The 20,159-nt window shown below is 66.9% G+C and carries 16 protein-coding genes and 1 riboswitch; of the genes, 7 read left to right on the top strand and 9 right to left on the bottom strand.

Translation table 11 applies throughout. From position 1 onward, the window contains the following. Positions 1–109 precede the first annotated feature (109 nt). Positions 110–910, bottom strand: a complete 801-nt coding sequence (locus tag LMF57_RS03215) for a UDP-2,3-diacylglucosamine diphosphatase (RefSeq protein ID WP_059066035.1) — start codon at positions 908–910, stop codon at positions 110–112. Next, on the bottom strand, positions 907–2,616 hold the full coding sequence (locus LMF57_RS03210; protein ID WP_229290807.1) for a lysophospholipid acyltransferase family protein: 1,710 nt from the start codon (positions 2,614–2,616) through the stop codon (positions 907–909). The genes LMF57_RS03215 and LMF57_RS03210 overlap by 4 nt, the downstream gene beginning before the upstream one ends. A 313-nt stretch (positions 2,617–2,929) precedes the next feature. On the opposite strand from LMF57_RS03210, the gene metK reads away from it, so the two are divergent. Further along, a complete protein-coding gene (gene metK, locus LMF57_RS03205; RefSeq protein ID WP_049468504.1) occupies positions 2,930–4,141 on the top strand; it encodes a methionine adenosyltransferase in 1,212 nt (403 codons plus the stop codon). Positions 4,142–4,289: 148 nt separating this feature from the next. Beyond that, entirely contained in the window at positions 4,290–4,796 is a 507-nt protein-coding gene (locus LMF57_RS03200) for an acyl-CoA thioesterase (RefSeq protein WP_025876535.1), read from the top strand. Positions 4,797–4,942: 146 nt separating this feature from the next. Here the strand turns inward: LMF57_RS03200 and ppc are convergent, their stop codons facing one another. Together ppc and LMF57_RS03190 are read right to left on the bottom strand one after the other, a co-directional pair. After that, positions 4,943–7,654, bottom strand: coding sequence for a phosphoenolpyruvate carboxylase (gene ppc, locus LMF57_RS03195; RefSeq protein WP_229290806.1), 2,712 nt, complete (start codon positions 7,652–7,654; stop codon positions 4,943–4,945). A 172-nt stretch (positions 7,655–7,826) separates the two neighbouring features. Beyond that, a complete protein-coding gene (locus LMF57_RS03190; RefSeq protein WP_229290805.1) occupies positions 7,827–10,343 on the bottom strand; it encodes a prolyl oligopeptidase family serine peptidase in 2,517 nt (838 codons plus the stop codon). Between the two features lie 123 nt (positions 10,344–10,466). After that, a riboswitch (S-adenosyl-L-homocysteine riboswitch) is annotated at positions 10,467–10,549 on the top strand. Positions 10,550–10,585: 36 nt separating this feature from the next. On the opposite strand from LMF57_RS03190, the gene ahcY reads away from it, so the two are divergent. The 3 genes from ahcY (at position 10,586) to LMF57_RS03175 (ending at position 13,414) form a co-directional block, all read left to right on the top strand. Further along, the gene (gene ahcY / locus LMF57_RS03185; RefSeq protein ID WP_025876541.1) at positions 10,586–12,031 is read left to right on the top strand and encodes an adenosylhomocysteinase; all 1,446 of its coding nucleotides are present in this window, start codon (positions 10,586–10,588) and stop codon (positions 12,029–12,031) included. Positions 12,032–12,437: 406 nt separating this feature from the next. Beyond that, positions 12,438–12,911, top strand: coding sequence for a Cys-tRNA(Pro) deacylase (gene ybaK / locus LMF57_RS03180; RefSeq protein ID WP_229290802.1), 474 nt, complete (start codon positions 12,438–12,440; stop codon positions 12,909–12,911). Further along, positions 12,911–13,414, top strand: coding sequence for a hypothetical protein (locus tag LMF57_RS03175; protein ID WP_229290801.1), 504 nt, complete (start codon positions 12,911–12,913; stop codon positions 13,412–13,414). The genes ybaK and LMF57_RS03175 overlap by 1 nt, the downstream gene beginning before the upstream one ends. Here LMF57_RS03175 and LMF57_RS03170 read toward each other — a convergent pair. Beyond that, complete coding sequence (locus tag LMF57_RS03170) at positions 13,411–14,028, bottom strand: energy transducer TonB (RefSeq protein ID WP_229290800.1); 618 nt, start codon at positions 14,026–14,028, stop codon at positions 13,411–13,413. The two genes, LMF57_RS03175 and LMF57_RS03170, sit on opposite strands and share 4 nt — an antisense overlap. A gap of 83 nt (positions 14,029–14,111) precedes the next feature. Beyond that, a complete protein-coding gene (locus tag LMF57_RS03165) occupies positions 14,112–14,669 on the bottom strand; it encodes a DUF3228 family protein (protein WP_208082957.1) in 558 nt (185 codons plus the stop codon). Positions 14,670–14,805: 136 nt separating this feature from the next. On the opposite strand from LMF57_RS03165, the gene LMF57_RS03160 reads away from it, so the two are divergent. Further along, positions 14,806–16,329 (top strand): amidohydrolase family protein, encoded by a 1,524-nt coding sequence (locus LMF57_RS03160; protein ID WP_324255953.1) that lies wholly within the window; start codon positions 14,806–14,808, stop codon positions 16,327–16,329. 6 nt (positions 16,330–16,335) lie between these two features. Here LMF57_RS03160 and LMF57_RS03155 read toward each other — a convergent pair whose 3' ends face one another. From LMF57_RS03155 to LMF57_RS03145, 3 genes are read right to left on the bottom strand one after another with little or no spacing between them, the layout of a single operon-like run. Continuing rightward, entirely contained in the window at positions 16,336–17,067 is a 732-nt protein-coding gene (locus tag LMF57_RS03155; RefSeq protein ID WP_229290790.1) for a LytTR family DNA-binding domain-containing protein, read from the bottom strand. After that, positions 17,064–18,113 carry a histidine kinase gene (locus LMF57_RS03150; RefSeq protein ID WP_229290787.1) on the bottom strand — a complete coding sequence of 350 codons (1,050 nt, stop codon included), beginning with the start codon at positions 18,111–18,113 and terminating at the stop codon, positions 17,064–17,066. Before LMF57_RS03150 ends, LMF57_RS03155 begins: the two co-directional genes overlap by 4 nt. Positions 18,114–18,150: 37 nt before the next feature. Beyond that, a complete protein-coding gene (locus tag LMF57_RS03145; RefSeq protein ID WP_229290785.1) occupies positions 18,151–19,086 on the bottom strand; it encodes an alpha/beta hydrolase in 936 nt (311 codons plus the stop codon). A gap of 204 nt (positions 19,087–19,290) precedes the next feature. Between LMF57_RS03145 and metF the strand changes: the two genes are divergently transcribed. Beyond that, positions 19,291–20,118, top strand: a complete 828-nt coding sequence (gene metF / locus LMF57_RS03140) for a methylenetetrahydrofolate reductase [NAD(P)H] (RefSeq protein ID WP_229290784.1) — start codon at positions 19,291–19,293, stop codon at positions 20,116–20,118. The last annotated feature ends 41 nt before the right edge of the window (positions 20,119–20,159 follow it).

Here is a 20,159-nt window from a genome sequence, read left to right as displayed (position 1 = left end):
GCTAGCGGCTTGGCGATCTCCGTGCAGCGGTGGTTTCCTGCCCGGCGGCGCATCAGTCAGCTGCCAGTGCGGCCGCGGCCGCGCGTGGGCCTGTCCCTGCAGCTGTGAATCACGCCGCCTGCGACAACCGTGCTCCCGGCAGCTCCACCAACGTCCGCCCGTTGTGGTCCAGCAGCCGCAAGGCGCCGTCGTGGTCCTCGGCCAATGCGGTCAGGCTCTCCACCCAGTCGCCGTCATTGGCGTAGACCAGACCGTCGCGTTCGATCAGTGCGGCGCGGTGGATGTGCCCACAGATGATGCCGTCGAGGCCTCGCCGGCGAACATCGTCCAGGCCGGCCTGCACGAAGCGCTCGATGTAGCGTTCAGCGGCACCACTCTGCCGTTTCAGGAATTCGGACAGCGACCAGTAGCGCATCCCGAGTCGGCGCCGCACCGCGTTCAACAGATGGTTGCCGGTGAGGATGCGGTAGTACAGCCAGTCACCAAACCGTTCCTGCAGGCCACCGAAGTGGGTGACACCGTCGTAGTCGTCGCCATGCGCCACCAGCAGCCGGCGGCCATCGGCGGTGGTGTGGATCGCACGGCGGCGCACCTGCATCGCCGGCAGCATCAGGCCGCACACCTGGCGCAGCGAGGCGTCGTGGTTGCCGGGGATGTAGATGATCTCGGTACCGGCGCGTCGCAGCGCGTGCAGGGCCAGGATGACCTCGCTGTGCGACTGCCGCCAGTTGGCGCGTCGGTGCGCCATCCACCACAGGTCGATGATGTCGCCGACCAGATACAGGCGCTCGCAGCGCAGGGTGCCGAGGAAACGCGCCAGCTCGGTGGCGTGGCAATGCCGCGACCCGAGATGAACATCGGAGACGAACACGGCGCGACGATGCGGTGCCAGGTTCGCCAGCGTGCTCATGCCGGCATCCTCGCATCGCGCAGGTAGCGTTTGCGCTTGTGTGGCCGGATCGCGTGCAGGTCGACTTCGATCAGGCCGTCGATCGAGTCGCTGAAATCCGGATCGACGCCAAACGCCAGGAACCGTGCACCGCCGGGTTCGCACAGGTCTGTGTACTGCCGGTACAAGGTGGGCACACCGGTACCGAGCGCGGCGAGATTGGCTTTGAGCACGTCGAAGGCAGCCGCCGCATCCATCTCACCAAAGCAAGGTGGCGCGGCGAAGTACTGGAACGGTCGGTTCGACTGCACCCGGCCATCGGCTGCGCCGTAGTAACGCTGGTAATAGGCCACCAGCTGCTCCCGCGCATCGCGTGGCAGCGCGGCGCTGATCGACACCGCACCGAACAGGTAGCGGATGCCGGGCTGGCATTGCAGGTAAGCGCCGATGCCCTGCCACAGGTAATCCAGGCTGCGGCTGCCCCAGTAATCGGGCACCACGAAGCTGCGTCCCAATTCCAGGCCTTCGGCAATGCGGGGAATGGCGTCGTCGGAATAGCGGAACAGCGAAGCGCTGTAGAGCCCGGCCAGGCCCCGGCGCGCCAGCGCCTGCGCGCCCCGCATGATCCGGTAGGCACCGGCGATGCGCTGGGCGGTGCCGTCCCAGATCACGATGTGCTGGTAGTGCAGGTCGAAGTCATCCAGGTCGCGACTGCGCCCAGTGCCCTCGCCCACCTGGCGGAAAGTCAGTTCGCGCAGCCGCCCCAGCTCGTGCAGCAGCGGCGAATCGGCCGTGCAGCTGGCCAGCAGGATCTGTTTGCCATCGGCGGTCTGCCCCAGCACGGTGGCGGCGGCAATCGCAGCGGCGACCTGTGCAGGCGGCACCGGCGCGGCCAGCGGCTCGGGCCGTGCCGGGCAGCCTTCGGCAACCGCTGTGCTGCGCCCCAGCGCATATACCGCGCGGCGCACCGCCAGCAGCTGCGCGCCGGGATCACCCTGCCCCAGCTGCATCGGTTCGCCGATGCGCAGCCGCAGCGGCCGGCCGCGGCGGGCGAACATCTCCCGTGCCAGCAGTGCCGTACCAGCCGGCTTGAACAGGGTGGACGCGCCGTAGAACAGCGCCGAGTTGCGCGCTTCCACCCGTACCGGCAGTACCGGTGCGGCGGCGGCACGGGCAAAGCGGACAAACCCCCGCTGCCAGCGGCCATCGCGGATGCCGAGCAGCGACAGCCGCGAGACCTCGCCGGCCGGGAACACGATCACGCACTGCTCGGCCGCCAGCGCCTGCTCCACCGCCTGCAGGCTGCTGCGCTGGACCTTGCCGCCGAGGATGCGTACCGGCAGCAGCAGGTCCTGCAGCGGCCCGATCGCGCCCAGCAGATCGTTGGCCACGATCCGCACGTCACGGCGGATGCGGCCAACCGCATCCAGCAACGCCAGCGCATCCAGCGCGCCGGAAGGGTGGTTGGCCACGATCAACAGGCGGCCGGTGGCGGGGATCCGCGCCAGCGCGGCGGGATCCACGTGGTAGCGACCCTCGATGAACTCCAGTCCGGCGGCGACGAAGTCGAAACCGCGCACGTTGGCGTTGCAGCGCAGGAACGCCTCGATCCGGTCCAGCCGCGACCAGCGTCCGACGCTGCGCAGCAGGGGCCGGGCCAGTTGGCCGCGACGGCCATGGAACCAGTCGGGATAGCGTTGCTGCAGACGCTGTTCGAGTTCCTGCATGGCGTGTCCCCTCCTGCCCGGCGGCCGGGTTGGCCGAGAGCCTGCGCCCGGCAGGCGGCAGCCAGATGGCGGTTTGACGGCAGAATGATGACGGCGCCTGGGCAGGCCCACCCGGTGCCGGCGGGGACGGCAATGGTCACGCCAGTGGAACACTGCCTGTGCACGATGCCGCCGCAATGCCCGCCAGGCCTTGCCCTGCCGGGCACAACACCTTAACCACCGGCAACCCATACAGGTTCACAATGCACAGGCGGCGCACCCCGTGTATCATTCGCGCCCATCTTTCCATCCGAATCAAAGGATATTAAGCCTGATGTCCAGCTACCTCTTCACCTCCGAGTCGGTCTCTGAAGGCCATCCGGACAAGGTTGCCGACCAGATCTCCGATGCGGTGCTGGACGCGATCCTGACCCAGGACCAGCGCGCCCGCGTGGCCTGCGAGACCATGGTCAAGACCGGCGTTGCCATCGTTGCCGGCGAAATCACCACCAGCGCCTGGATCGACCTGGAAGCGCTGACCCGCAAGGTCATCGTGGACATCGGCTATGACAGCTCCGACGTCGGCTTCGACGGCGCCACCTGCGGCGTGCTGAACCTGATCGGCAAGCAGTCCCCGCACATCGCCCAAGGCGTTGACCGCAAGAAGCCGGAAGAAATGGGCGCTGGCGACCAGGGCCTGATGTTCGGCTATGCCACCAACGAAACCGACAGCTACATGCCGGCGGCGATCCACCTGTCGCACCGCCTGGTCGAGCAGCAGGCCAAGATCCGCAAGAAGCGCAACTCGCCGCTGTCCTGGCTGCGCCCGGACGCCAAGAGCCAGGTCACCCTGCGCTATGAAAACGGCGTGGTCTCGGCCATCGACGCGGTGGTGCTGTCGACCCAGCACGCCCCGGGCATCAAGCAGAAGGACCTCATCGAGGCCGTCCGCGAAGAGATCATCAAGCCGGTGCTGCCGGCCAAGTGGCTGCACAAGGGCACCAAGTTCCACATCAACCCGACCGGAAAGTTCGAGATCGGCGGCCCGGTGGGCGACTGCGGCCTGACCGGCCGCAAGATCATCGTCGACACCTACGGCGGCTGGGCTCGTCACGGTGGTGGCGCGTTCTCCGGCAAGGATCCGTCCAAGGTCGATCGTTCGGCCGCCTACGCTGCCCGCTACGTCGCCAAGAACGTGGTTGCCGCCGGCCTGGCCGACCGTTGCGAAGTGCAGGTCTCCTACGCCATCGGCGTGGCTGAGCCGACCTCGATCTCGGTCACCACCTTCGGCACCGGCAAGATCAGCGACGACAAGATCGAGAAGCTGATCCGCAAGCACTTCGACCTGCGCCCGTACGGCATCATCAAGATGCTGGACCTGGTGCACCCGATGTACCAGCAGACCGCGGCCTACGGCCACTTCGGCCGCAAGCCGAAGGAGTTCAGCTACATCAACGGCGAAGGCGAGACCGTCAACGCCACGGCCTTCTCCTGGGAGAAGACCGATCGCGCCGCCGCCCTGCGCGCCGATGCGAAGCTGAAATAAGAAACACGAAGGGCCGCGCAAGCGGCCCTTCTGCTTCCGGTAGTGCCGGCCGCTGGCCGGCAACCATGCCTCGGTTTGCGCACATCATGAGCGTCCCGGCCGCTGGCCGGCAGATGGTAGTGCCGGTGGTTGCCGATACAATCGCCCCATGTCGACCGAACTCAAATCCCACCAGCTGTCCATGACCGTGCTGATGTCGCCGGAAATGGCCAATTTCTCCGGCAAGGTCCACGGTGGCGCGATCCTGCGCCTGCTCGACCAGGTCGCCTATGCCTGCGCCAGCCGCTATGCCGGCCGCTACGTGGTCACCCTGTCGGTGGACCAGGTGGTGTTCCGGCAGCCGATCGCGGTGGGCGAACTGGTCACTTTCCTGGCCTCGGTGAACTACACAGGCACCTCGTCGATGGAAATCGGCGTCAAGGTGGTGGCCGAGGACATCCTCAAGCGCAGCGTGCGCCACGCCAACAGCTGCTTTTTCACCATGGTGGCGGTGGACGAGGACGGCCGGCCGACGCCGGTTCCATCGCTGCAGCCGGCCAGTTCGGACGAAAAGCGCCGCCAGGCCGCCGCCTTGATCCGCCGCCAGCTGCGGCAGGAAATGGAGCAGCGGCATCTGGAACTGCTGGCGTCCAATCCGCCGTCGCCGGAAGAGTGAAAGCGGGCCGACCGGGCTCGGCCCCTGGCAAACCGGTAGTGCCGGCCGCTGGCCGGCAACTGCAGTAGCCTGCCTGCTGCGAGGTTGCCGGCCAGCGGCCGGCACTACCAATGCGAGTTCGCCGGGCCATGCCCGGCGGATGCGGATCACCCCGTGTTCTGCACGCCCTGCGAAACACCGTTCACGCAGGCCACCAGCGCACGCAGCAGGTCGTCGTCCTGGCGCCCGCTTTCGCGCCAGCGCTGCAGCAGGTCCACCTGCAGCACGCTGATCGGGTCCACATAGGGATTGCGCAGGCGGATCGACAGCGCCAGCCGCGCGTCGTGGTCCAGCAGGGTCTGCTGCTCCATCAGCGCCAGCAGCCAGTGCCGGGTCAGCTCCAGTTCGCGCTCGACCTGGGGGAAGAACGCATCGTGCAGCTCGCCGGACAGGCGCGAGAACTGTTCGGCGATGGTGATATCCCCCTTGGACAGCACCATCGCGATGTCATCCAGGAACGTGCGGAAGAACGGCCAGTCCCGCGCCATTTCACGCAACGTGGCTTCATGGCCGGCGTCGGCGGCCGCCTGCAGGCCGCTGCCGACCCCATACCAGCCCGGAATCACCGCGCGCGCCTGGCTCCAGGCGAACACCCACGGAATCGCGCGCAGGTTGGTCAAGGCCGCATCCTGGCCGAGCCGGCGCGACGGCCGCGATCCCAGCGTCATCCGTTCAATCACATCGATCGGCGTGGCGGTACGGAAATAGTCCATGAAACGCGGTTGGCCGACGAACGCCCGATAGACCTCGCTGCTGGCACCGGCGACCACGTCCATCACCGGCCGCCAATCGTCCTCGCGCGGTTCGGCGGCACGCGGGCGCAGGCTGGCGCGCAGCACCGCACCGGTGGCCTGCTCCAGCGAACGCAATGCCAGCGCGCGGATGCCGTACTTGCGGTGGATCACCTCGCCCTGCTCGGTCACCCGCAGGCGGCCATCGATGCTGCCGCGTGGCGAGGCATCGACCGCGTGCGTGGTCTTGCCACCACCGCGGCTGATCGAGCCACCGCGGCCATGGAAGAAGGTCAGGCGCAGGCCCGCTTCGGCGGCCACCTCCAGCAGCTCCACCTGTGCGCGCTGCAGGCCCCAGCGTGATGCGGCAATGCCACCATCCTTGCTGCTGTCCGAATAGCCGAGCATCACCATCTGCACGTCCTCGCGTGCACGCAGATGCGCGCGGTACACCGGATCGGCCAGCAGATCGCGCAGCGTCGCAGTGCCGCGCTTGAGGTCGTCCACGGTTTCAAACAGCGGCGCGATATCCAGCGGCACGTGGCCGGCGTCATCGACCAGGCCGCCACGCCGTGCCAGGGCCAGCACCGCCAGCACATCGCCACGGTCGTGTGCCATCGAGATGATGTAGCTGCCCAGCGCGTCGCCACCATGCCGCGCACGAGCATCGGCCAAGGCCGCGAACACTGCATCCAGCCGCTGGTTGCCTTCGTCGTCAGCGGCGGGCAGCGGCGTCTCACCACTGGCATGCGGTGCCAGCCGGCGTGCACGACCCGCTGCATCCAATGCGTCCCATGCCGCATCGCCACCCAGCACTGCCGCCAGCGCGCGCGCATGCACGCTCGATTCCTGGCGCACATCCAGCCGCGCCAGATGGAAGCCGAAGGTCTTCACACGCCACAACAGGCGCTGCACCGCGAAGCCGCCGGCATGTTCGCCCCGGTTCGCGCGCAGGCTGTCGAGGATCAGCTGCAGGTCATCGATCAGCTCGTCCGGGCCGGCATAGGCGCCGTCGGCATCATCCAGCGTGGCCTGCAGGCGTGCGCGCATGCGGTCATTGAGCAACCGATACGGCATGTCGGCATGGCGTGGCCGCGACTGCACCTGCGGCAGCAACTGCTGGTAATGCGCGACGCGCGCCTGCAGTGCATCGCTTACCCCCACCCGCTCGGTGGATTGGCTGAGCAGGCTGGCCAGCTGCAGCAGTTCCTTCTGGTAGCGGCCCAGCACGGCAACGCGCTGTGCATCCAGCGTGTTGCGGATGGTGTGCGCATCCACATTGGGATTGCCGTCCATGTCGCCGCCCACCCACGTGCCGAAACGCAGCAGGCGCGGCAGCGGCAGTTCCGCGCCATAGGTATCGCGCAGCGCCTGCTGCAGCGATTCGTACAGCACCGGGATCACCCGGTACAGCACCTGCACCAGATAGAAGCCGACGTGTTCGCGTTCGTCGTCCACGGTCGGGCGCACCGGCGAGGAATCGGTGGTCTGCCACGAGGCGGTCAACGCCATGCGGAAACGCGCGGCATCTGCGGCTGCTTCACCCGGCGTGCGCTGGCCGTCGAGGTTGTCGACCAGGCTGGCCACCATCAGCTGCTCTTTCTCCAGCAGCGCGCGGCGCACCGCCTCGGTCGGGTGCGCGGTGAACACCGGCTCGATATCGATGCGTGGCAGCCACTGCGCCAGTTCGTCCAGGCCAACGCCCTGCGCCTTCAGGTGCTGCAGGGCATCCTGCAGGCCATCGGGTTGCGGTGCGGCGGCAACGGCGCGCTGGTAGTCGCGGCGGCGGCGGATGCGATGCACACGCTCGGCGATGTTGACCACCTGGAAGTAGGTGCTGAACGCGCGCACCATGGTCTCGGCCTGTTGCGGTTCACGCCCGGCCAGGCCGTCAGCCAGCACGGACAGCGGCGCCTGGTTCTCGCGGCGGGCAATGGCACGCGTACGCACGTCCTCGACGTCATCGAGAAAGGCAGCCGACACCTGCTCGACCAGCAGGTCACCGACCAGTGCACCCAGACGGCGCACGTCGTCACGCAGGGGAAGATCGGGGGAAGCGAATTCGATACTGCTGCGGTACTCGTTCATCGGCGACGCACAGGCCTCGGTCAACGGATCCAGACCCCAAGCCTAAACCAGAACGCGTGCCGTGCTGCGATGCAAAAATGGTTTCATCTGGTAGTGCCGGCCGCTGGCCGGCAACCTCACGTTGCGGAGGTCCATGAGGTTGCCGGCCAGCGGCCGGCACTACCAGCACTGGTCAGCGCGTCTTCTTGGCCTTGCCCTGCTGCACCGGGCCGAGGTTCTGCTCCAGCCAGCGTTCGCTTTCGGCCAGCATCGTCATGATCGATTCGCGTGCGCGGTAGGCATGCGACTCGTTCGGCAGCATCACCAGGCGGGCAGTGCCGCCCAGCCCCTTCACTGCGGCAAACATGCGTTCGCTCTGCATCGGGAAGGTGCCCGAGTTGTTGTCGTCCACGCCGTGGATGAAGAGGATCGGATCCTTGATCCTGTCGGCGTAATTGAACGGCGCCATCTTCTGGTACACGTCCTGCGCCTGCCAGTAGTTGCGCTCTTCGGCCTGGAAACCAAACGGAGTGAGCGTGCGGTTGTAGGCGCCGCTGCGCGCGATGCCGGCCTTGAACAGGCGGGTGTGCGCGAGCAGGTTGGCGGTCATGAACGCACCGTAGGAGTGGCCACCGATGGCGATGTGCTCGCGGTCGGTCACGCCACGCCGCACCACCTCGTCCACTGCGGCCTGCGCATTGGCCACCAGCTGTTCGATGTAGGTGTCGTTGGGCTCCTTGTCGCCTTCGCCGATGATCGGCATCGACGGGCTGGCCAGCACCACATAGCCCTTGGCAAGGAACGCCTGCGGGCCCCAGTAGCTGATCGCGTTGAAGCGGTACGGCGAATCGGTCACCTGGCTGGCGGCCGCCGCGCTCTTGAACTCACCCGGGTAGGCCCACATCAGCAGCGGCCGCGGGCCATCGCGCTTGGGGTCGTAGCCCGGCGGCAGCAGCAGGGTCGCGGTCAGGTCCACGCCGTCCTTGCGCTTGTAGCGGATCTGCTCCTTCTGCACGCCCTTCAGCTGCGGCAGCGGATGGGCGAAATGGGTCAGCGCACGCGGTGCGGCGTTGGTGTCGGCCAGCGACTGCACGTAGAAGTTGGTCGGCTCGTCCGGGCTCTCGCGGCTGATCAGCAGCGAACTGGCCTGCGCATCCAGCAGCGTTACCGGCGCGGCGTAGGTCGGTGCCTGCGAATGGAACAGGCGCGTTGCCTTGCCGCTGGCCACATCGAAGCGATCCACGAACGGACGGTCGCCTTCCGGCGATGCACCGGCACCGGCCAGGTACAGGCTGCCGCCATCGGCGGTGGTCTGCAGCAGCGAGCGGCCGCGGTCATCACTGGCCATCAGCGGGCGGCCCGGATCGGCGTAGCGGTCCTGCGCGTCGCGATCCCACAGCAGCCTGGCATCGGCGCTGGCGTTGTCCGGTGCGATCAGCCAGGTCTTGCTGCGGCGGGTCTTCCACCACGATTCGTTGAGCAGGGCCAGGTCGCCGCGGCCCCAGCTGATGCCGGCATAGCGGCTGCCGAGCTGGGCCAGGGTCACCGGCGGGGTGTCGAACGGTGCTGCCTGCATGAACACCGCATCGCGCACCTTGGCTTCCCGGTTCGGGTCGCCACCATCCTGCGCTTCGGCCCAGACCAGGGTGGCATCGGCATCGCCGCGCCAGCTGATGTCACGCACGCCGGTCACTTCGGCATCATTGCCGGTCGGCAGGCCTTCCACCAGCGGCCGTACGGCCACGGTATGCACCAGCTTGCCGGTGCTGCGGTCGAGCACTTCGATGCGGCGCGGGAAGCTGCTCAGCGGCACCACGTAGGAGTACGGACGCTGCACCGGCTGGCTGAGCACGAAGCGGCCGTCGGGCGACACCGCAAAACCCATGAAGATGCCGGCCGTACCGATGGCACGGCTCTGCCCGTCCAGGCCCACTTCCATCGGTTGGGTGGTGGCGTAGTAATCGAACTGGCGCGCGTCGGCCTCGTTCTTCAGCAGGTCCTGGTAGGTGCGGATGGACACCACGCCACCGCCCTGGCTGGTCTGCTGCACGGCCGGGCCGGTCGGGATGCCATCTGCAGCCGGGGCGGCGCCAAGGTTGCCCGGGCGGGTGAACACCACCAGGCCACGGCTGTCCGGCAACCACTGGTAGCCACTGCCCAGAACGGTGTTCAGGCCGGCGACCAGGCGACGGGCGCTGCCGCCAGCCACGTCCACCAGCCACAGCTCATTGGCCCCGGTAGCGGCATCGACCTGGTTGAAGGCCAGCCACTTCTGGTCCGGCGACCACGTCAGGCTGGCGATCGACAGCGAGGCCGGCAACCCGCTGATCTGCCGTTCCTTGCCGTCAGCCACATTCATCAGCCACAGCTTCTGGCCGAAGCTGAAGCGGCTGTCAGAGAAGGTTTTCGGATTGATGCGCAGGCCGGCCAGCTTCAGCTCCGGCTGCGCCACCACCTGGATCGACGGCAGCGACGGCATCTGCATCAGCGCGGCGACATCGCGGCGCGGCGACAGGAACAGCGACGGCGCCCGCGGCGCGTCGACCACCGCCTGCAGTGCGGCCGAGGGCAGCTCGTAACCGGCCACGCCCTGTGCCTGCGCCGCGGCCGCCTGCGGTGCCGCAGCCCAGGCCTGCGGGACCACCGCCAGCAGGGCCATCGACAGGACCAGGCCAGTCAAGCGCCGGTTGCGGCGTGCGTGCGTGCTCATCATTGTTCCACCTGTTCGCTGCATGAAGCCCTCGACCTTAACAGGCCATGCACCTGCGCCCATCTGCCGATGGTTGGGTCATCGCCGTGTCACAGCGGAGGCGCGATATAATGGGCATCCTCCCCTGCCGAGGGGCGCTGCGACCGGATCCCTTGAGACCGGCCAGGCTCGGCCAGGTGGCTTTGCAACAACGGCGCCCGGCCAGATGCGAGCATCCGCTCGCCCACAACCGGAGCTACTGCATGAATGCTGTTGCCAAGACCTTCTCCACCGAAGGCGACTACAAGATCCGCGACATCACCCTGGCCGACTGGGGCCGCAAGGAACTGGACATCGCCGAGCACGAGATGCCGGGCCTGATGTCCATCCGCCGCAAGTACCAGGCCGAGTTGCCGCTGAAGGGCGTGCGCGTGACCGGCTCGCTGCACATGACCATCCAGACCGCAGTGCTGATCGAGACCCTGAAGGACATCGGCGCCGACGTGCGCTGGGCTTCGTGCAACATCTTCTCGACCCAGGACCACGCCGCTGCGGCGATCGCCGCCACCGGCACCCCCGTGTTCGCCTGGAAGGGCGAGTCGCTGGAAGAGTACTGGGACTGCACCCTGGACGCGCTGACCTTCACCCTGCCCGACGGCACCCTGACCGGCCCGGAGCTGGTGGTCGACGACGGCGGTGACGTGACCCTACTGATCCACAAGGGCTACGAGCTGGAAAACGGCAGCACCTGGGTCGACGAAAAGGCCGCTTCGCACGAAGAGCAGGTCATCAAGAACCTGCTCAAGCGCGTGGCCAAGGAGCGCCCGGGTTACTGGGGCCGCGTGGTCAAGGACTGGAAGGGCGTTTCGGAAGAAACCACCACCGGCGTGCACCGCCTGTACCAGCTGGCCCAGGCCGGCACCCTGCTGATCCCGGCAATCAACGTCAACGACTCGGTCACCAAGAGCAAGTTCGACAACCTGTACGGCTGCCGCGAGTCGCTGGCCGATGGCCTCAAGCGCGCGATGGACGTGATGCTGGCCGGCAAGGTCGCCGTGGTCTGCGGCTACGGTGACGTCGGCAAGGGCTGCGCCGCGTCGCTGCGTGCCTACGGCGCGCGCGTGGTGGTCACCGAGATCGATCCGATCTGCGCCCTGCAGGCGGCGATGGAAGGCTTCGAGGTCAACACCATCGAATCCACCCTGGGCCGTGCCGACCTGTACGTCACCACCACCGGCAACAAGGACATCATCCGCATCGAGCACCTGAGCGCGATGAAGGACCAGGCCATCGTCTGCAACATCGGCCACTTCGACAACGAGATCCAGGTCGATGCGCTGGTCGCCTTCCCGGGCGTGAAGCACGTCAACATCAAGCCGCAGGTGGACAAGTACATCTTCCCCAACGGCAATGCGATCTTCCTGCTGGCCGAAGGCCGCCTGGTCAACCTGGGCTGCGCCACCGGCCACCCGAGCTTCGTGATGTCCAACTCGTTCGCCAACCAGACCCTGGCCCAGATCGACCTGTGGGCCAACAAGGGCACCTACGAGAACAAGGTGTACCTGCTGCCGAAGAAGCTGGACGAAGAAGTGGCCCGCCTGCACCTTGAAAAGATCGGCGTGAAGCTGACCACCCTGAGCCAGGAACAGGCCGACTACATCGGCGTGCCGGTGGAAGGTCCGTTCAAGCCGGATCATTACCGCTACTGATGCCTGCGGGTGTCGGCCAGCGGCCGGCACTACCAGTGCATGCAACACACGGACGGGCGCCTTCGGGCGCCCGTCCTGGTTTGGCGTGCGGTCGTGCACCACGCATCCACGCATGGCGTGGATCTACCGCATGTATCGTCCGACCCAGTAGATCCACGCCATGCGTGGATGCCGTCCATCGGTCCCACGGTGGATCCACGCCGCACGTGGATGCCGTCCATCGGTCCCATGGTAGATCCACGCCATGCGTGGATGCCGTCCATCGGTCCCATGGTAGATCCACGCCATGCGTGGATGCCGTACATCGGTCCCATGGTAGATCCACGCCATGCGTGGATGCTTTCCATTGGCCACCCGCAGTAGTCTCGGTCAAGGCAACGCCCGCGCGCGGCGCTACGATACGCCCATGACCCCGGCCATCAACCTGCTCAAGCGCGAGAAGATCGCCCATACCGTGCACAGCTACGTGCACGATGCCCATGCCGAATCCTATGGCGGCGAAGCCGTCGAAAAGCTGGGCCTGGACCCGGCACAGGTATTCAAGACGCTGCTGGCCAGCACCGAAACGCACGAACTGCTCGTTGCCATCGTGCCGGTGGCCGGCCAGCTTGATCTGAAAGCACTGGCCGAGGCGGCCGGCTGCAAGAAGTGCGAGATGGCCGCCGTCGATGCCGCGCAGCGCGCAACCGGCTATCTGGTCGGCGGCATCAGCCCGCTTGGACAGAAGAAGCGCCTGCGCAGTTTTCTCGACGCCAGCGCGCAGGCACTGCCCACCCTGCACGTCAGCGCGGGACGGCGTGGCCTGGAAGTGGAGCTGGCACCGACCGACCTGCTGCGCCTGACCGGCGGCCACTACGCCGCGATCGGCAGGCCCCGTTGATGCGCTGGCCCTGGTCCACATCGCCGCCACCGCGGCTGGACGACCCGCAGGCCGATGTGCTGCTGCAGGACCTGCTGTCGCGCGATGCCAGTCGTATCCATGCCGCCAGCAGCCGCTTGGCACGGTTGTTCAGCGCTACGACGCTGGATGCGCTGGCGTCGCAGATCGAGCGGATCGAGCAGGCCTGCCAGGGCGTGCAGCTTGGCGGTGCGCTGGTCAGCAACGGTGTGCACCTGCAGGCCGCGCTGCGCCGCCTGCGCTACTGGCACGAGCGCAAAGGCTGCCTGTGCGCGCTGTATCCGGATTACCTGTTCTTCGACCCACGCCGGCTCATCGAGCAGGGGCATGTGCGGCTGCTGGAACAGGGCGTGGCCGAGGATGGCTGGGGCGACCGCCATCGGGTGGCCTGCACCTGCTGCGGCCAGCGCTGGGATGCCACCGACCGCGAGTACCACTACCCGTGGTGGGAGTGGACACCGCTGGCGGGGCGCTCGGCCGGTTAGTCGCTCGCAAACGTCGCTGTGGCAGGCACAAGGCTCATGCGCGGGGTGCCGGAGGTCCCTCCCTCCCGCTTCCACCGCCATCCCAGCGCGGCCTTCACCGCTGCTTCGTCGAGCAGCGGATGACCGCTGGAGCCCGCCACGATGACAGCTTCGGCGTGCCCCTGGTCGTTCAACAGCACGCTCATGCTCGCTTTGCCCTGCAGGTTGTCAGCGCGTGCAGCCGCCGGGTAGCTCGGCATGGACGGGCGGTCGAGACGCCAGCGAGCGGCATCCTGGACGACCAGCGAGGTGCGTGCCGAGAGCGGGCAGCGCGATGGCATCTGCAGTTCGAATCCCGGTGTTCCCTGCGTCGGCTGGGCGTGTGCCGGCTTGCCACATGCGATGAGGGAGATCGCCTCCAGCATGCGTTGCTGGCGTTGCAACGCTGCTGCATCGCGCCCGGTGGCGCTGAACGTGCAGCGCCCTCCGGCGTTGGACGCCTGCAACTGGTCGACACCGGCATCGCGGAGCGCCGCCGGCTCGGAAAAGCTTCCGCAGGAAGCGTCGGCGTCGTATCCCGCCGAGCAACCACCAGCGGCAAGCACCGCCATCAACACAGCGCGCCGTGGATTCATGCGTCCCATCATCACTCTGCACCTCCTGCGTCCATCTGCCGCCATCGTAGCGTGTTGTTTCGTGGCCGTTTCACAACGTCTCATCACGGCCGCCAGTTGGCGTTGTTCTCCCAGAACGCCACCGCGCGCTGATAGGCTTGGCGGTCCAGCGGCACGCCCGAACCACCCTCCTCCACGCCCAGCGCATTGCGCATCATGGTGATCGGCGCCATCGGCACTTCTTCCGGCTCGGCGGTATAGATGCAGCCGACGATGCCCCAGTCCGCATCGATGGGTGAACCTTCCTTGGCCAGCTGCTCGGCGCTGTACAGGATCACCACCAGGTAATTGGCCCGTGGCGATTCCACGCCCTCGAACCAGCGCACCAGCACCGGCAGTTCCTCACGGTTGCGCGCCTCGTAGCCGCTGCGCAGCAGGTGCCGGTTGGCGTCGGTGACCGGCACGGTCAGGCAGCGCGTGCTGGTCCAGTTTTCATAGACGAACAGCTTGCAGAACGGTGCATAGCCATCGAGCACCTTCAGCGGCGGGTGCGCGTTGAGATGCGCCTGGAACTGCTCGGCGCTGCAGTCCTGGATGGTGTTGGCGCGCGGTACGCGCGGGAACAGACGGGGGCGGGCGAAATCGGTGAGGACGATGGACATGGCGCGGTGTGATCGAAGAATCCGCTGCACAGGGTAACCGCCACCGGCGGTGCAAGGGGAGCAGGCCGAGAGTCACTGGCATCCGAACCGGACTTGCCCCACCCTGCCCTCGACCTACCGTAGGGATTGCAGGCTCATGGATGCAGCACGCGCGTTGCCCCCTTCCCGTCGATCACACCAACGGCCTCTGCTGAAGGCCGTAGCGGCTGTGCTTCTCGCTGCGGCCCTGCTGTTCGCTGCCGCCCTGATCTGGCCGTTGCCAGCGCCGCCGCAACCCGATGTCGGCAACAGCCGGGTGATCATCAATGCGCGGGTGGTGGACGTGCAGAACGGCGTCGCCAGCGCGCCCACCACTGTGACGGTGCGCAACGGCACCATCATCGCCATCGGCAATGGCCCCCACGACGCCACCTTGCACGTATTCAACGCCGGTGGCCGCTGGCTGCTGCCCGGCTTCTGGGACATGCACACCCACGCACTGCAGTTGTCGCCGCAACTGCAGTTCCCGTTGATGCTGGCCAACGGCATCACCGGCACCCGCGACATGATGGACTGCCCGCAGCCGACTGATCCGCTGATCGCCTGCGTCGCTGACAAGCGTCGCTGGAGCGCACAGGCCATCGCTGGCACGTTGACCGCGCCGCGCTTCGTGCAGGTGGCCAGCTTCTACTTCGAAGATCCTGCTCTGGCACCACATGACGCCGTCCGTCGCGCGCGTGAGTACGCCGAGCGCGGCGTGGATGCACTGAAGGTCTACAACCGGCTGCGCCCGGATACCTACCAACGGCTGGCTGCCGAGGCGCGGCAACTGCATCGTCCGCTGGTGGGCCACCTGCCCAGGGCGGTGGCGCTGGAAGAGGCACTGCAGGCCGGACAGCACAGCTTTGAACACGCACATCTGTTCGTTCGCCACTGCTCCGGCTCCGCAGCTGCATGGCGCAGCGGGACGCTGGACGGTGAAGACCCGACAGCCTTGGCCGAGTACATGGTGGACAGCTATGCGCCTGCAAGGTGCAAGGCCGCCTTCGCGCTGATGCAGGCCAGCGGCAGCGCCTTCGTGCCCACTCATGTCACCCGCGAGGAGGACGCCCGCGCGCGCGATCCGGGCTTCATCGACGACCCGCGGCTGGCGCACCTCGATCCGCTTTCGCGCTGGGCCTGGCGCGACGACCTGCAGGCCACCGTCACCCGCTACCCAGGCCAACGTGGCGAGCGCGCGCTGCAGGCCTATTTCAATCATGGCCTGGCACTGACCGGCGCTGCGCACCGCGCTGGCGTTCCGGTGCTGGTGGGCACCGACACAGGGCTTGGCGGCTTCCGCTATCACGATGAACTCCAACTGCTGCACCAAGCCGGACTCAGCCAGGCCGACGTGCTGCGCGCAGCCACGTTGCACGCCGCACAGCACCTTCACCTGCAGGCCCGGCATGGCAGTGTCGAGGTCGGCAAGGCGGCCGACCTGGTGCTGCTGGACGGCAATCCTCTGCTGGACATCGGCAACAGCCAGCGCGTGCATGCAGTGCTGCTGGCTGGCCACCTGTACGATCGTGCCCGGCTGGATGCACTGCTGGCCTATTCCCGCGCGCAGGCACGCTCACCTGCGGTCATGGCGCGGCTGCTGTGGGGATTCGTGACCAGCCCGGTCAGCGCAGAACTGTAGGATCGGCTAAAGCGCCATCCGCTCGCGAAGCTCCCGTGCCTGCCGCCGCGATACCTCCACTTCACTGCCATCATCCAGTGCCAGATCGTAGCCATCGCCAATGCTCGGCGTGACCGCACGGATGCGCCGCAGGTTGACCAGCGTGTTGCGGTTGGCACGAAAGAAAAGGTCCGATGGCAAGCGTGCCTCCAACGCGCTCAGGCTGCGGGCCAGCAATGCGTTCTGGTCTCGGAACCAGAGCCGCGTGTAGTTGCCGTCCACAACCAATCGACGGATCTCGGCAATGGACACGAACCAGCAGCGCTCGCCTTCGCGCACGAACACCTGGTCCTGCGCACCCAGCGTGCCGTGCATCATGGGAGGCTCGGTATCCAACGCCGCATGATGGCGTGCACGCTGCAGCGCTTCCAGCAGTCGCGGCGCTTCCACCGGTTTCACCAGGTAATCCAGTGCATTGGCCCGGAACGCGCGTACTGCATAGGTGTCATAGGCAGTGACGAACACCACCGAGGGCACCCTTTCCAACCCGTCCAGTACATCGAAGCCATTGCCGGAGGGCATCTGCACATCCAGCAACACCAGGTCCGGCGCCAGCGTGGCGATCGCCTCGCGCGCAGCAGGCACATCGTCGGCCTCGCCCACGCACTGCACCCACGGCAGCGCCGACAACAGCGTCCGCAGTTCCTGTCGCGCCAGCCGTGCATCATCGACAATCAACACACGCAGCGCGGCCGTCATTGCGGAATCTCCAGCAGCGCCTGCATGCGGTCGCCGATCGGCTGCAGGGCGAAACGGCCGCGCGTGCCAAGCTGCGCGCGCAGGTAGGCCAATCCCACACCATGCCCTTGCGCAGGCTCACCGCCAGTGCAGAGCGGGTTGTCGACCTGGAGGCGCAGCAGGTCATCTTCCATCGACGCGCGGATACGTACCTCACCGCCGCCCGCGCGGCTGGCAATGCCATGTTTTATTGCGTTCTCCACCAACAGCTGCAATGCCATCGCAGGCAGTTGTGCCTGCACAGCCTCTGCGGCTATCTCCCGCCGCACCTTCAGACGCTGTTCGAAGTGGATCGCCTCGATGGCCAGATAGTCGTCGACCACTTCCAGTTCCTCGGCCAGGGTCACCTGCTCGCTGCGATTATGGGCCAATGCGTGGCGCAGCGTGCGCGACAGGCGGGTGACCATGTCGCGGGCACGCTCGGGTTCTTCCAGAATCAGCGCTCGCAGGTTGTTCAATGCGTTGAACATGAAATGCGGATTCAGCCGCGCACGCAACGCATCGCGCTCCAGGGCGCTGCGCTCCGCCTCCACCCGCAATCGCGCCAGCTCGCTGTGGCGCGCGCGGCGCAAGCCATGCAGGCCCGCCCACAGTCCCGTCCACATCAAAAGGAACAGGGCGGTGTTCATCCAGTACAGCACGACCGACGACAGCTGATAGTCGGCACGCCCACCGGGCAACTGCACCCAGCCCAGGGCCAGCGCCGGCAACAGCAATGCCGCCGTCAGCGCCTGTGCAATGCTGGCACCGACCACCACGCCAGCTGCCAGTTTCAGCACCAGTCTGCCCAGACTGCCATCCCACCAGCGCTGCCGCAGTGCGACCGAACGCAGCGCGCCGCTGCACAACCACAGGGAAACGGCAATGCTGAAGGAGATCAACACCACGCCGCTGAACAGCGTACCGCCGCCGATACGCACCCCCAGCCACAGGCTGTACGTCGCATAGCCTGCCCACGCCAGCGCGTTGAGGATCCAGAAGCGGCGGGATGGCGTGGTGGCGTCCATGAGCAGCCTTGGCGGTGGAGGAAAGGGCATACGGCGGTCAGGGATGTGCGGCGAGGAAGCGGCGCACGTGCGCCTGCAGCCAACGCGGATCATCCCACATCAGGAAGTGGTAACCCTGTGCGCTCATCTCGATCTGCACACCCTGCAGCTTCGCGTACTGCGCCTGGAACTGCGCACGGGTACTGGCTTGCGTACTCCCCATCGACTGGTAAGCGGCCCAGCTGCCCATCACCAGGACCGGCGTGTGGATGCCGGCGATGTCATCACGCAGATCGCGCACCAGCATGGAGTACATCGCATCGGCCATGCTCGTGCGATCACTGTCGCGCCCCCAACGCTGCAGCTCCGGCAGATGCTGGGTGCTGCGGGTCAGGGCTTTGGCGGTCGCATCGTTGCGTGCATTGAAGCTGGCCTCATCGGCCGCCAGCAGCCCTTCACGCAGCTGCCCGGCCATCATCCCCACGTTCTGCGCGGTGGCCTGCGGGTTCATCACCGCCGCATAGAACGGCAGCGAATCAACGATCACCAGCGGACCGACGGTATCGGGTGCCTTCAGTGCCAGTTGCATCGCCAGCACACCCCCCAGGCTGTGACCGATCACGGCGACCTTCGACAGGTGCCGCGCCTGCAGATAGCCCAGCAGTTCGTCGCGCATCGCCGGCAGGAAATCCGCCGGCCGCGGGTCGGCAGGTGCCGCACCAGCAAAACCCGGCAGTTGCACCAGATGGCACTGCACGTCCTTCAGGGCCAGGCAGGTCTCACGCCAGACCTCCGCACTGCTGTTAAGCCCGGGAATCATCAGCAAGGGACGGCCCTTGCCGAGCACCTCGACCTGCACTGCGCCTGGAACAGCGGCCTTATCGACGGCTGCGGCATGGGCCGGGCCTGAGCCAAGCACGGCCATCGCCATGCCGATCATGGTCAGCCTGGCCAAGGCCTTCATCGCGTACCAGAGTGCCTGGAAGATTTTCATCGTCTGCTCCTTAATCGCGTGGGTGGTGCCGGGATTGGGACCAGCCTGGCTTCGTTCCCGGTGCCCCGGTGGCGATTACGGAGCAACGGCCCGTCAGCGGGGCGAACGGTCGCCCGCACGGGATGGCCTGACCCCGCACATCCATCGCACATCCATCTCGATGAAGAGATATACTGCTTCACACCCGATGCCGCCGCCCGTGCCATGACCGCCATCAGCTTCGAGTTCTATCCGCCCAAGACCGACGAACAGCGCACCCAGCTGGACCGTGCCGCGGCCAGGCTGAAGGCGTATGCCCCCGAGTACGTGTCCTGCACCTTCGGCGCCGGTGGCTCGACCCTCAGCTACACCTCCGAGACCGTGCGCCATCTCAACCAGCACCACGGCTTCGACGCGGCACCGCACCTGTCCTGCGTCGGCGGTACCCGCCAGGAAATCCGCGAACTGCTCAAGCTCTACCGCGCCATCGGCTGCCGGCGCCTGGTCGCACTGCGCGGCGACCTGCCCTCGGGCATGGGCTTTCCTGGCGACATGCGCTACGCCTCCGAACTGATCGCCTTCATCCGCGCCGAGCATGGCGATGCCTTCCGCATCGAAGTGGGCGCGTATCCGGAAACGCACCCACAGGCGCAGGACGCCCTGCTCGACCTGAAGCACTTCAAGGCCAAGATCGACGCCGGTGCCGATGCCGCCATCACCCAGTACTTCTTCAATCCCGACGCCTACTTCCACTTCGTCGACGAAGTGCAGCGGCTCGGCGTGCAGGTGCCGATCATCCCGGGCATCATGCCGATCTCCAACTTCAGCCAGCTGCGCCGTTTCTCCGAACAGTGCGGTGCGGAAATCCCGCGCTGGATCAGCCGCAAGATGCAGGCCTACGGTGACGACGCCGAATCGGTGCGCGCCTTCGGCGCTGAAGTGGTGGCCAAGCTGTGCCAGCGCCTGATCGAAGGCGGCGCACCGGGCCTGCACTTCTACACCTTGAACCTGGCCAAGCCGACGGTCTCGGTACTGAAGCTGCTGCAAGGCTGAAAAGTACGCTGCTTTATCGCAATCGGCGCTACGCTGCATCG

Origin of the sequence: Stenotrophomonas sp. SI-NJAU-1, from assembly GCF_020883215.1 — a bacterium.
GTDB lineage: Bacteria > Pseudomonadota > Gammaproteobacteria > Xanthomonadales > Xanthomonadaceae > Stenotrophomonas > Stenotrophomonas indicatrix.
The sequence above is the reverse complement of the archived record's forward strand: the minus strand, read 5'-3'. Positions and strand labels throughout refer to the sequence as shown.